The 12,498-nt window shown below is 41.8% G+C and carries 12 protein-coding genes; 10 read left to right on the top strand and 2 right to left on the bottom strand.

Annotated elements, in window-relative coordinates; all coding sequences use genetic code 11:
* Nucleotides 1–11: 11 nt before the first annotated feature.
* A complete protein-coding gene (locus Q7J63_RS05960; RefSeq protein WP_026333512.1) occupies nucleotides 12–1,151 on the bottom strand; it encodes an acyl-CoA dehydrogenase family protein in 1,140 nt (379 codons plus the stop codon).
* Nucleotides 1,152–1,205: 54 nt separating this feature from the next.
* Nucleotides 1,206–2,861 carry an adenine deaminase gene (gene ade / locus Q7J63_RS05955; RefSeq protein ID WP_304884687.1) on the bottom strand — a complete coding sequence of 552 codons (1,656 nt, stop codon included), beginning with the start codon at nucleotides 2,859–2,861 and terminating at the stop codon, nucleotides 1,206–1,208.
* 157 nt (nucleotides 2,862–3,018) lie between these two features.
* On the opposite strand from ade, the gene cmk reads away from it, so the two are divergent.
* The 10 genes from cmk (at nucleotide 3,019) to Q7J63_RS05905 (ending at nucleotide 12,322) form a co-directional block, all read left to right on the top strand.
* Entirely contained in the window at nucleotides 3,019–3,696 is a 678-nt protein-coding gene (cmk, locus tag Q7J63_RS05950; RefSeq protein ID WP_019596813.1) for a (d)CMP kinase, read from the top strand.
* A gap of 13 nt (nucleotides 3,697–3,709) precedes the next feature.
* On the top strand, nucleotides 3,710–4,612 hold the full coding sequence (locus tag Q7J63_RS05945; RefSeq protein WP_031326956.1) for a 4-hydroxy-3-methylbut-2-enyl diphosphate reductase: 903 nt from the start codon (nucleotides 3,710–3,712) through the stop codon (nucleotides 4,610–4,612).
* Nucleotides 4,613–4,744: 132 nt separating this feature from the next.
* On the top strand, nucleotides 4,745–6,109 hold the full coding sequence (locus Q7J63_RS05940; RefSeq protein WP_019596815.1) for a Na(+)-translocating NADH-quinone reductase subunit A: 1,365 nt from the start codon (nucleotides 4,745–4,747) through the stop codon (nucleotides 6,107–6,109).
* Nucleotides 6,110–6,113: 4 nt separating this feature from the next.
* Entirely contained in the window at nucleotides 6,114–7,328 is a 1,215-nt protein-coding gene (locus Q7J63_RS05935; protein WP_019596816.1) for an NADH:ubiquinone reductase (Na(+)-transporting) subunit B, read from the top strand.
* Nucleotides 7,315–8,091, top strand: a complete 777-nt coding sequence (gene nqrC / locus Q7J63_RS05930) for an NADH:ubiquinone reductase (Na(+)-transporting) subunit C (protein ID WP_026333514.1) — start codon at nucleotides 7,315–7,317, stop codon at nucleotides 8,089–8,091. The genes Q7J63_RS05935 and nqrC overlap by 14 nt, the downstream gene beginning before the upstream one ends.
* A 25-nt stretch (nucleotides 8,092–8,116) precedes the next feature.
* Nucleotides 8,117–8,800, top strand: a complete 684-nt coding sequence (locus tag Q7J63_RS05925; RefSeq protein ID WP_304884681.1) for an NADH:ubiquinone reductase (Na(+)-transporting) subunit D — start codon at nucleotides 8,117–8,119, stop codon at nucleotides 8,798–8,800.
* A gap of 14 nt (nucleotides 8,801–8,814) precedes the next feature.
* Nucleotides 8,815–9,426: an NADH:ubiquinone reductase (Na(+)-transporting) subunit E gene (gene nqrE / locus Q7J63_RS05920; protein WP_026333515.1), complete on the top strand. Its 612-nt coding sequence runs from the start codon at nucleotides 8,815–8,817 to the stop codon at nucleotides 9,424–9,426.
* 217 nt (nucleotides 9,427–9,643) lie between these two features.
* Nucleotides 9,644–10,735, top strand: a complete 1,092-nt coding sequence (locus tag Q7J63_RS05915; protein ID WP_304884679.1) for a 6-bladed beta-propeller — start codon at nucleotides 9,644–9,646, stop codon at nucleotides 10,733–10,735.
* Nucleotides 10,736–11,030: 295 nt separating this feature from the next.
* Complete coding sequence (locus Q7J63_RS05910; RefSeq protein WP_304884678.1) at nucleotides 11,031–11,594, top strand: DUF502 domain-containing protein; 564 nt, start codon at nucleotides 11,031–11,033, stop codon at nucleotides 11,592–11,594.
* A 101-nt stretch (nucleotides 11,595–11,695) separates the two neighbouring features.
* Nucleotides 11,696–12,322, top strand: a complete 627-nt coding sequence (locus Q7J63_RS05905) for a DUF1080 domain-containing protein (RefSeq protein WP_304884677.1) — start codon at nucleotides 11,696–11,698, stop codon at nucleotides 12,320–12,322.
* Nucleotides 12,323–12,498 lie beyond the last annotated feature (176 nt).

Here is a 12,498-nt window from a genome sequence, read left to right as displayed (position 1 = left end):
TTCGATCCCGATTATTTCAATATCTCTCTGGAAATCACCAGTTTTTGGATTTCAGAAGTTCCTTCGCCAATCGTACAAAGCTTCGAATCCCTGTAGTATTTTTCCACTGGATAGTCTTTGATAAACCCATATCCACCAAAAATCTGAACCGCTTCATTGGAAACCGAAACGGCCACCTCAGAAGCATAGAGTTTGGCTTGAGCACCTGCCAATGTTACCTTTTGTCCCCTGTTCTTAAGATCAGCAGCTTTGAAAGTAAGCAAACTGGCGGCTTCCACTTGGGTAGCCATATCGGCAAGTTTGAAGGCAATGCCCTGAAATTTGCTGATGGGTTGGTTGAATTGCTCTCTTTCTTTGGAATATTGGATGGAAGCTTCCAAAGCACCTTCTGCAATTCCCAGGGAAAGTGCAGCGATGGAAATTCTACCTCCGTCAAGGATCTTCATGGATTGGATAAAACCATTTCCAACATCTCCCAATACCTGGCTCTTGTGAAGCCTGCAATCTTCAAAAATCATTTCGGCGGTTTCGGAGGCACGCATGCCCATTTTGTCTTCCTTTCTTCCACCCTTGAAACCCGGAGTTCCTCTTTCTACGACGAATGCCGTCATTCCATGGGAGTCGCCCACATTTCCTGTACGGGCAATCACCACTGCCACATCTCCGGAAACACCGTGGGTGATAAAGTTTTTGGCACCGTTGAGCACGTAATAATCACCGTCCTCAACCGCAACAGTTCTCATATTTCCAGCATCTGATCCGGTGTTGGGTTCTGTAAGACCCCAAGCGCCCAACCACTCGCCCGAAGCAAGTTTGGGGATATATTTTTTCTTTTGTTCTTCATTGCCAAACATCATGATATGGCCTGTACACAGCGAATTGTGTGCAGCCATGGAGAGGCCGACGGAAGGATCAAGTTTGGTCAATTCAACGATAGCAGTTACATATTCGAAGTAGCCGAATCCCGATCCACCATATTCGGCAGGAACCAAAACCCCCATCAATCCAAGTTCACCAAGTTTTTTGAAAAGGTCGTTTGGAAAATGTTGATTGTCATCCCATTCCTTGCGGAAAGGGGTAATCTCTTTTGCTCCAAAATCACGGATCATCTGTGCGATCATCCCTTGATTTTCGTTGAGCTCGAAACTCATCATCATGTCTAAAGTAATTTTTTGGGTTATATTTCTAGGTACAAAGGTATTAACTTATCCGGTTCGGGAAGGTTTTGGGTCCAAAAACAAATCCACAAACTCAAACTTTTGTCCATCAAACAAGCCTTTGTCGCTCAATTTTAGGTCGGGGATGACCAAAAGTGCCATAAAACTCAAGGTCATGAAGGGGGATTGCAGTTTGGAACCCATCTCCTTTGCCATACGATCGATGGCAGTATAGGCTGCTGCGATCTGATAGCCATCCTCTGTGGACATGATCCCACCGACGGGAAGTGGGAGGATTTTTTCTTCTCCATTCCTTACCGCTGAAATCCCACCCTTGGCTTCAATCAGAAGGTTTACAGCTCTACAGATTGAGGAGTCATCTACCCCAACTGCGATGATATTATGGGAATCATGGCCAACGGATGAGGCAATGGCTCCTTCCTTCAAGCCGATATTCTTGATGAAAGCCACCGCAGGAGGGGCGTCTGCATATCTGTTCACCACCGTGATTTTCAAGATATCCGCCTCCGGATTCGAAACCGCTTTTCCCTCCAAAACCCTTACTTCACCTTCTATTTCTGGTGTGATCAATTGGCCATCCAAGGCTTCAATCACCCTCACCTTGTTCCCTTGTGGGTCCAATGAGAAATCCAGTTCGCTCTTTAAAGAAGTTTGAAAATTATTGATCACCTTATTTTCCACTCTGGGAATCAATGTTTTTCCATTTTCTGCTACCAATTTACCGTCGATGTAGGTCTTTTGAACCTTAAAATCCTTCAGGTCTTGGACCATTGTGAAATCAGCAGGGTCACCTAGTCGAAGCCTACCCACTTGGAGGCTGTAGTGTAGAATGGGATTGATACAGGCAGCTTGAAGCACGTCATAAAGGTTTTTTCCTTTGGCAATGGCTCTTGCTGCCAATTCATTGATATGTCCGATGGCCAGACTGTCCGGGTGTTTGTCATCGGAACAAAACATGATCATTTCGGGATAATCATCAATCAGGTCAATTAAAGCCTCAAAATTTTTGGCGGCACTGCCTTCCCGAATGGCGATCTTCATTCCCAATTTGATTTTGTCAAGCGCCTCCTCCTTGGTAAAACACTCGTGATCAGTGGTGATTCCTGCAGAGGCGTATTTTGCGGCCATTTCTCCTTTGAGTCCAGGGGCATGGCCATCGACGGGCTTTCCGTATTTTTTGGCCAGGTCCAATTTCTCCATCACCAGAGGGTCCTTATTGATCGTGCCGGGCCAGTTCATCATTTCTGCCAGATAAACGATTTCCTTCCTTTCCAGGAGCTTGTTGATGTCAGCGGCGGTGATTTCTCCACCTGCGGTTTCAAACGGGGTAGCAGGCACGCAGGAAGGCGCACCAAAATAAAACTTGAAAGGTACTTGACGTCCATTCTCGATCATGTATTCCACGCCCTCCAGTCCACAAACATTGGCGATTTCATGGGGATCAGACAAGGTTGCTACCGTACCGTGGACTACTGCCAGCCTTGCAAACTCAGAAGGGACCAACATGGAGGATTCGACATGGACGTGCGCATCGATAAATCCCGGTAGGATATAGGGCATGTCACCGATGCGTTTGATTTTGCGTATGGATACTATTTTCCCCAAATCCACTTTGATTTCAGCCGGATAAATACAGCGGTTGGGGATGTCAACAAGTTGACCAGAGATTAAAAAAGCTTTCATATTAAGATAGATTTAAAGATTTGATTTCCAAATTTCAACAATAATAAGCACTATCCTTACAGGAACAGGGAATACATCCTTTTGCCAAAGGAATTAGATTTAAAACTACTATATTTGCGCCTGAAATTAAAAAAAAGAGGAAAGTTACTTTTCGTAAATGAGAAAGATTGTAGTTGCAATTGATGGCTTCTCGGGTTGTGGAAAAAGTTCCACCGCAAAGACGGTGGCAAAGGAACTGGGGTATACGTATATTGATTCAGGTGCCATGTATCGCGCGGCAACACTTCATTTTTTGAATAGGATGACGGTTTTGACCAATCCTGTCGAGGTGGAAAAATCCTTGGATACGCTTTCCATTGCCTTTCATCCCAGCGAAGAGAATGGCCGTCAGGAAACCTTTTTGAATGGATTGAATGTAGAAGAAGAAATCCGATCGATGCGGGTTTCCGAAAATGTCAGCGAGGTAAGCAAAATCAAGGAAGTGAGGGTTGAGTTGGTAGCACAGCAGCAAAAACTCGGTAAGAAAAAAGGAGTCGTCATGGATGGCAGGGACATTGGCACCGTCGTTTTCCCGGATGCCGAATTGAAGGTTTTCATGACTGCGGACTTACTGATCCGCGCAGAAAGAAGGCAAAAAGAACTTCTTGAAAGAGGGGAATTGGTAGAATTGGATAAAATCGCCAATAACTTAAAAGAAAGAGATCGAATCGATTCTACACGAAAAGAAAGCCCATTGCTAAAAGCCAATGATGCAGTGGAGATTGATACCAGTTTTATGGATTTCGAGGATCAGGTGAATCAAATTGTTGAATTGGCTAAAAAAAAGATTGCCTAAATCAGATGGAAGTATGGAAGTAACCATTGATAAAAATTCAGGATATTGTTTTGGGGTGGAATTCGCCATAAAAATGGCTGAGGATGAAATGGAAATGTCTGACAAACTTTATTGTTTGGGTGACATTGTCCACAATGACATGGAAGTCAAAAGGCTCAATGAAAAAGGATTGGTGGTGATCGATAGGGAACAACTTCAGCAACTCAGAAATTGCAAGGTGTTGATCAGGGCCCATGGGGAACCGCCTGAAACCTACAGAACTGCATTGGAGAATGACATTGAATTGATTGATGCCTCCTGTCCTGTCGTTTTGAAACTTCAAAACAGGGTAAAATATGCCTTTGATAAAATGGAAAGGGAGCAGGGTCAAATTGTCATTTATGGCAAAAAAGGACATGCTGAGGTAATAGGCTTGACAGGCCAGACCTTGGAAAAGGCCATCGTGGTGATGGAGGAAAAGGATTTGGAAAAAATCGATTACACCAAACCAGTCACTCTTTTTAGTCAGACCACCAAGAGTACTAAAGGTTTCTATGAATTGAAGGAGAAAATAGAAGCCAAAATAAAGGAAGCAAATGGCGAATTCAAGGAAATGGATTTCAATGCAAATGATTCCATTTGCAGGCAAGTATCCAATAGAGAACCGCAACTTTTGAATTTTTCCAAAGAGAACGATGTCATCATTTTCGTTTCCGGAAAGAAAAGTTCAAATGGAAAGGCCCTTTATCAGGTTTGCAAAACCGAAAATGAAAGGAGTTATTTTGTGGAAAATGAAACAGAAATAGATGCCACTTGGTTTAAATTTGAGGATAAGGTCGGCATTTGCGGGGCAACATCCACTCCGATGTGGTTGATGGAACAAGTGCAGCGCTTCCTCAATTCACTGCATGAAGATTTGGTTTTGACAAAAGGATAAACAGTCTTCTGTCCAAAATATTGGGTCATAAAACAAGAGGGCAACAAATATTACCAGAATTATCTTCTAATAACTAATGTATTTTATTAGATTTGAGGCGTTTTCAAAGGACCATTCAGTTCAAAAATTAATATGTCAAAACTAGTTAAGCTCAAGAAGGGATTTGATATCAAGCTTGTAGGAAAAGCAGAAAAGAAGATCGTTGATTTCCTGCCTGTTCAAACTTTCGCGATTAAGCCCACCGACTTTATTGGGATGCAAAGACCCAAAGTCGTTGTCAATGAAGGAGATATTGTAAAGGCCGGCGCACCGCTTTTGTTCGACAAGGCGATGGACCAAGTGCTTTATGTATCGCCAGTATCCGGTGAAATCGTTGAGATCAAGAGAGGTGAAAAAAGAAAATTGTTGGAGATCAAGATTTTGGCCGATAAGGAAATCAGCTTTGAATCTTTCCAAAAATATTCAGAGCAGGAGCTCAAATCGCTTTCCAAACAAGATGCACTGGCACAATTGACAAAAGGTGGAGTTTGGCCTCAATTTATCCAAAGACCCTTTGGTATTGTTGCCAATCCAAGTGATTCTCCAAAAGCCATATTTGTTTCTGGATTCGATACCCATCCATTGGCTCCCGATCTTTCCTTTACCTTGAAAGGGATGGAAAGATTTTTTCAAGCTGGAATCGATGTTTTGAAAAAACTGACCACTGGAATTGTTCATTTAAATGTCAATGCCGACAGCGAAGGTTCTTCTGTTTTTTCCAAAATCCAAGGTGCCCAGATCAATAGTTTCTCGGGACCGCACCCAGCGGGGAATGTTGGCGTTCAAATCCATCATCTCAATCCTGTCAGCAAAGGTGAAATCGCTTGGACAATCAGTCCTTTTGGTGTTGTTCAAGTCGGTAAATTATTCTTGGAGGGGATCTATGATGCTTCTAAAATAATCGCAATTACGGGTTCTGAAGCCAAAATCACAGCATATACAAAAACGTATTTGGGAGCTTGTGTCGATAAATTTGTCGCTGGCAACCTCGTGAAAGAACATACCCGAGTTATTTCCGGAAATGTCTTGACGGGAGAAAAAATCAACAAGGATGGTTATTTGGGATATTACCATAACCAAATCACACTTATTCCTGAAGGGGACTATTATGAGTTTTTGGGTTGGATGAAACCAACTGCCAGCAAACTCAGCTACCATAGGGCCTTGGGCCTTTTGTCGTTCCTGACTCCAAACAAAGAATTTGTATTGGACAGTAATGTCAGAGGTGAGGAAAGAGCTTTTGTTCAAACAGGAGTTTTTGAAAGCGTTACCCCGATGGACATCCTTCCAGTTTATCTTCTCAAGGCAATTTTGGCTGAGGATTATGACGAAATGGAAGAATTGGGGATTTATGAGTTGGTTGAGGAGGATTTGGCCTTATGTGAATTCGTGGATGTTTCCAAACACCCGGTTCAGGAAATCCTAAGAAAAGGAATAGATTTAATTCAATATAGTTAATCATATGAAGTTTCTAAGAGAACTGTTAGACAAACAGAAACCCCTTTTTCATAAAGGAGGGAAATTGGAAAACCTTTACTATTTGTTTGAAGCTGGGGAGACTTTTATGTTTTCACCAAATCACACCAATGGTATCAAAGGCGCACAAGTAAAGGATGCGATAGATTTAAAGAGAATGATGATCACCGTAGTAGTGGCCATGATTCCTTGTCTTCTTTTTGGCATGTACAATACAGGTCACCAGCACTTTCTAGCCGTTGGGGAAACCGCCGGGTTGTGGGAAGACTTCGGTCCGAAAATGCTTTTGGGTCTTCAATTAGTGCTTCCAATCGTTATCGTGGCTTATGCTGCAGGTGGATTGGTAGAGGCAGCTTTTGCAGTGATCAGAAAACACCCCATCAATGAAGGCTTCCTGGTAACGGGAATGCTGATTCCTTTGGTGGTTCCCGCATCTTTGCCTTTATGGCAGGTAGCATTGGCCACCATTTTTGCGGTGGTGATTGCAAAGGAAGTTTTTGGAGGTACAGGAATGAATATCCTAAACGTCGCGATGACGGCAAGGGCTTTCCTTTATTTTGCTTATCCTGCCCAAATATCAGGAGATCAAGTTTGGACCTACCTAGGTGACAAAGCACCTGTAGACGGTTTTTCAGGAGCCACGGCCCTAGCCGTTGCCTACAATGCAGGAGTTGACGGAGAACAGGTCAGCACAGCTTTGGCTTCACACAACAGCGTTCTTGGAGACGGGTTGTTTAGTTTTGTCAATTTGTTTGTGGGTTGGATCCCAGGATCTATCGGCGAGACATCAACATTGATGGCTTTGATCGGTGCTGCGATTTTGATAGGTACAGGAGTGGCAAGTTGGAAAATCATAGTAAGTGGTTTTGCAGGCGCATATTTGATGGGCCTCATCATGAATGCATTTGCCGTAAACGAATACATGGCCATGGGTCCAGAGTACCATTTGGTAATGGGTGGCTTGGCTTTCGGTGTTGTCTTTATGGCAACTGATCCAGTTTCCGCCTCTCAGACCGAGACAGGAAAATGGATTTATGGATTGCTGATCGGTGTGCTTACCGTGATCATCAGGGTTACCAATCCAGCGTATCCAGAGGGAATCATGCTTGCCGTTCTGTTGATGAACGTCTTTGCCCCACTGATTGATTTTTATGTAGTGAAAGCAAACAAGAAAAGGAGGTTACAACGTGCAACAGTCTAACGCTTATATCATCACATTCTCAATAATACTCACAGTAGTATTGGGATTATTGCTATCGGGAACTTCTCAGGTCTTGGGACCTCTTCAGAAGAAAGCCGAAGATTTGGACAATAAGAAGCAAATCTTAGGTGCCGTTATGGATCCAAAGGAATTATCAGTCCTGAAACCAGAAGAAGTTCTCGCCTATTATGAAAACAGAATTTCCTCCATGGTTGTCGATATCCAAGGCAATGAAGTAGAGAAAGGTGCCGATGGAAATCCAATCGTCGCTGAAAAGGTCAACGTAAGCAAAAATTACAAATTGGCTCCTGAAAAAAGGCAATATCCGATCTTTATCTATCATGCTGAAGGAAATCCTGAAGACATAGAAAACTACATTTTGCCAGTATATGGTGCTGGGCTTTGGGACGAAATTTGGGGCTACGTTGCACTTCAGACCAATCTGAATACCATTGAAGGGGTAACATTCTCCCACAAAGGAGAAACCCCCGGATTGGGAGCAAGAATTACCGCCTCCAATGTTCAGGAAAGATACCAGGGGAAGGAAATTTTTGACGAAGAAGGAAATCTACAATCTGTGGTCATGCAAAAAGGTGAAGGAAAGGACTACTCCGGAGACAAGCATAAAGTGGATGGATTGTCTGGAGCCACGATCACCGCAAATGGCGTCAACAACATGTTGAAAAACTACATCGGACATTACAAGCCTTTTCTAGAAAAGCAAAAATCCGGTAGTGCTTCAGAAGTAGCGGTATTAAATTGAATTTGAACGTTTCAAGCCAAAAATAATGAGTACAGAAACAGCACAAGTGACAACAGTGAAAAAGCCTGCTGAGGAGCTTTTGTCCAAAAGAAGAAAAAAATTAATCACCGATCCTTTGATCGACAGCAATCCAATTACCATCCAGGTATTGGGTATTTGTTCGGCTTTGGCAGTGACCACGCAGATGCAGCCAACCTTGGTGATGGCCATTTCGGTTATTTTTGTAATCGTCATGTCCAATTTAACGATATCCCTTTTGAGAAATACCATTCCTGGAAGGGTAAGGATTATTGTTCAATTGGCTGTAGTTGCAACCCTTGTGACGCTTGTAAACGAAGTGTTGAAAGCTTTTGCTTATGACATGTACAAGGAATTGTCCGTATTCGTAGGTTTGATTATCACCAACTGTATCGTAATGGGTCGTCTTGAAGCGTTTGCTTTGGGGAACAAACCATACGATTCTGTCTTGGATGGATTCGGTAGTGCATTGGGTTATTCTTGGATCATCCTTGCAGTAGCATTCTTTAGGGAGCTATTGGGATCAGGGTCGGTATTCGGTGTCGCGATATATGAGCCGATTTCTAATCTTTTCGGAGCAGATTTCAGCTTGGCCACCAATGGCCTGATGGTTTCACCTGTAGGTGCCTTCATCATCTTGGGATTGATCATTTGGGTACAACGTACCAAAACTGGATATGTAGAACATTAATAAAGCACTGAGACATGGAATTAATTAGCTTGGGAATAAGATCGATATTTATCGATAACATGGTTTTCGCTTACTTTCTTGGGATGTGTTCCTTTTTGGCCGTATCCAAAAAAGTAAGTACAGCAATAGGATTGGGCGCTGCGGTTGTCTTTGTATTGACCGTCACCGTACCTGTCAATTGGTTGTTGAATGAATTTGTATTGAAAGAAGGTGCTTTGTCATTTTTGGGAGAGACTTTTGCCACAATTGACCTTACCTTTTTAAGGTTTATCATGTTTATTGCGATCATTGCAGCGATGGTACAGTTGGTGGAGATGGTAGTGGAAAAATTTGCTCCTGCTCTTTACGGAGCATTGGGTATTTTCCTTCCTTTGATCGCCGTTAACTGTGCGATTTTGGGTGGATCACTTTTCATGGCACAAAGAGACTACACCTTGGCTGAGTCCGTAGTGTATGGATTTGGATCTGGAACAGGCTTCTTGTTGGCCATGGTAGCATTGGCAGCGATCAGGGAAAAACTGAAATATTCAAACGTGCCCAATGGACTAAAGGGACTTGGTATCACCATGCTCTTGACAGGCTTGATGGGGATTGCATTCATGTCTTTTATGGGAATTGATTTGTAAGATTACCTCTTAAATGGTTTTAAAAAAGCCCTTGGGATTGATTTCCCAAGGGCTTTTTCTATTTAGGTGAAAGATTGTCTAATAATGAAGCGAATAAATTTTGATGACTACATATATAATTGTGTATTTTTAACTTAATATAGCTTTTTATGAAAGAATGTATGTCAGTATCAATTTTCATTATTTTTTTAAATCTATAACTTAACCTTCCACTGCAATGAAACATTTAAATCTGATCTTGTTTGGTTTCTTGGTTCTGCTCAGCTGTAATCAGTCAAATCAAGGTCCGTATTCTGACCTTGATTTGAAAACCATTCAGGTCAATAATGAAAATGATATTTTGCCTGAGGGGACCCTCAGTCTTGAATCAACTGTGCCGCTTGAATTTTGTGAGGATTGCATCGTAGGTATGGTTGATAAGATTTTAGTGGATGATAGTGGCTACTATGTGCTAGATAAAACAATAACCAAATCGATCACCAAGTTTGGCAAGGAGGGTCAATTTATTTTCAGAATAGAATCACAAGGAGATGGTTTGGGGAAATATATTTTGCCATTTGATTTTGAATTGGAAATAGAAAAAGATGCGATTGCCATTCTGGATGTAAATCAGCGTAAGGTTTTGTTCTTTCATTCGAGTAATGGTGAATTTATAAATGAGGGCCGTTATGGAGAGTTTCAGGCCATGCGATTTTCTCATGTTGGGGGAGATCAATATGCATTTCATTTGGATGGAAGGGAATTTGGAGAAGGAAAACATGATTTGGGAATCATTGCAGACATTCATAAAAAGGAAATTTTAAACGCGGGTGTATTTGATTTTGGGAATACGGATTATATGGCCGTAGACCAAGAATTTACAAGAGGGGATTTGGGGGTGCTATTTGCCAAATCCATGAATGACACCGTATATCAGGTTACCGAAAAAGGCTATCAACCCAAGTTTGTTTTTGATTTTGGGAATAGGAAAATGACCGATGATATCAGAAATGCAGACGTGATGGAGGCGAGGCAAAAAATAATGACTACTTGGCCATTTTTTCATTGGGGAAGAGTATTTGAGAATCGGGAATGGGTATTTTTTCTTTGGTCTGGCGACAATGGCGAGCGTCGGCTCTCTGCCTTTAACCAAAAGGAAAACAAAAATTATGGCATTGAATCGGAGGAGTTGAGTGCGAAAAATCTGTTCCATGTTGAAGAAAACAGGGTTTATGCTTTTTTAAACCCGGAGGAATATTCAGAGAAGAGTTTGGTAGATAATCCAGATAAGGATCGGAATCCGACAATATTGATTTTTTCCTTGAATTAACACTTTTCTGTTTTAAAGTAACGTGGGGGATCTTTGAATTTTCAATGATCTCCCAGGTTTTGTTCCTGGCCTTTGTTTAGCCTTTTCCTTGTTTTCCATCCCGTGACTTATAATCAGGTGAAGGCAAAGCAAAAATACCTGTGATTTTTTTGGTTGATTCTCCTATGAATTTTCCATTCAATTTTTAATTTGGTTTATTTTTCTAGAGTATCCGCGGCAGTCAATTTAATTTTTTTCATTTATTTCGAACATCCTTTTGTAATTTAAGGGCTCTAATCATCCAGTCTTCCCTGTTATGTCATTTACTTCCAAAAGATTTATTACCTACTTCTTTCGCGGATTGCTCTTTGTGGTCCCCTTGGCATTGACGATTTATGTCATTGTATTGATTATTAATTTTTTGGATGGGATTTTACCCATTCCCGTGCCGGGCTTGGGGATTTTGATCATGCTCATGTTCATTACCTTTGTTGGCTATCTGGCAGGGCTTTTTATCACCAAGCCATTGTTTGATGTTTTCGAACGGTGGGTTTTTAAAATTCCGCTGATCAATATCCTTTACACGAGTATCAAAGACCTGATGTCGGCTTTTGTGGGCGATAAGAAAAAATTCAACATCCCCGTGATCGTAAAACTTTCCGAGGGGATGTCCCGGTTGGGATTCATTACCCAAGACAATCTCCTTGTGCTGGAAGAAGAGGAGTTGGTCGCCATTTATTTTCCCCACAGTTACAACTTCAGTGGCAATCTCTATCTGGTTCCCTATAAAAATGTGAGGGTCCTGAACAATGTAAAAAGTGCGGACATCATGAAGTTCATTGTTTCAGGCGGGGTTTCGCATATTAATAAATTGAGCTAAACGGGTATAAAAATCCCGAATTTTATGAATTCAATTATTTTGTCCCGAACTTGAAAAGTCAAACAACTCAATTTTGTACCCCAAAAAAACCTATAAACACCATGAACAAATTACTCTTGATTCTCACCCTTTGCTTTTTAACCTTCCACGCCACCGCACAAGGGGATTGGATTTCTCTTTTTGACGGGAAAAGTCTCGATGGCTGGAAAATTTCCGAAAATCCAGCTTCTTTTTTGATTGAAGAGGGTGTGCTCAAGGTGGATGGCAAGCGTGCCCACCTCTTCTACGATGGTCCGATTGGCAACCATGATTTCAAGAACTTTGAATTCAAGGCTGAGGTGAAGACAGAACCCGGTGCAAATTCCGGCATATTCATTCATACTCAATTCCAGGAAGAGGGTTGGCCGTCCGTAGGCTATGAAATTCAGGTAAACCAAACGCATAGCGACTGGAGGAAAACAGGAAGTCTATATTCCGTGAATGATGTAAAGGAAGTGTTCGTCAAAGACAACGAATGGTACACCCAGCACATCATCGTCAAGGGCGACAAAATCACGGTGAAGATCAATGACAAAGTTGTGATGGAATATGACGAATCTGAAGACAAGGAAAGAGATCCTACCAAAATCGGAACCCAAAAACTGAGCAGCGGAACCATCGCGCTTCAGGCACATGATCCTAAAAGCATTATTTATTACAAAAATATTCAGGTAAAATTATTGCCTTAAGGAATTTATGTTTTAATAATCTTTTGGTTTTTTGGATCAGGTCAGGATCATCTTAAAAACACCAATTAAAAATCCCTTAAAAGACACTCAATTGAAGGTGCCTTTTAAGGGATTTTTCAAGAAATTTCATTTTTTTACCTGAGTTTACCTCATGAAAGATCAGCGATTGATCCTTG

The organism is Rhodonellum sp. (assembly GCF_030656585.1).
GTDB classification, from domain to species: domain Bacteria; phylum Bacteroidota; class Bacteroidia; order Cytophagales; family Cyclobacteriaceae; genus Rhodonellum; species Rhodonellum psychrophilum.
The sequence above is the reverse complement of the archived record's forward strand: the minus strand, read 5'-3'. Positions and strand labels throughout refer to the sequence as shown.

Coding starts and splice junctions, on each gene's coding strand:
- nqrE (WP_026333515.1), top strand. CDS start 8,815: ATGGAATTAATTAGCTTGGGAATAAGATCGATATTTATCGATAACATG.
- Q7J63_RS05925 (WP_304884681.1), top strand. CDS start 8,117: ATGAGTACAGAAACAGCACAAGTGACAACAGTGAAAAAGCCTGCTGAG.
- Q7J63_RS05910 (WP_304884678.1), top strand. CDS start 11,031: ATGTCATTTACTTCCAAAAGATTTATTACCTACTTCTTTCGCGGATTG.
- Q7J63_RS05915 (WP_304884679.1), top strand. CDS start 9,644: ATGAAACATTTAAATCTGATCTTGTTTGGTTTCTTGGTTCTGCTCAGC.
- Q7J63_RS05940 (WP_019596815.1), top strand. CDS start 4,745: ATGTCAAAACTAGTTAAGCTCAAGAAGGGATTTGATATCAAGCTTGTA.
- Q7J63_RS05905 (WP_304884677.1), top strand. CDS start 11,696: ATGAACAAATTACTCTTGATTCTCACCCTTTGCTTTTTAACCTTCCAC.
- Q7J63_RS05945 (WP_031326956.1), top strand. CDS start 3,710: ATGGAAGTAACCATTGATAAAAATTCAGGATATTGTTTTGGGGTGGAA.
- ade (WP_304884687.1), bottom strand. CDS start 2,861: ATGAAAGCTTTTTTAATCTCTGGTCAACTTGTTGACATCCCCAACCGC.
- cmk (WP_019596813.1), top strand. CDS start 3,019: ATGAGAAAGATTGTAGTTGCAATTGATGGCTTCTCGGGTTGTGGAAAA.
- Q7J63_RS05935 (WP_019596816.1), top strand. CDS start 6,114: ATGAAGTTTCTAAGAGAACTGTTAGACAAACAGAAACCCCTTTTTCAT.
- Q7J63_RS05960 (WP_026333512.1), bottom strand. CDS start 1,151: ATGAGTTTCGAGCTCAACGAAAATCAAGGGATGATCGCACAGATGATC.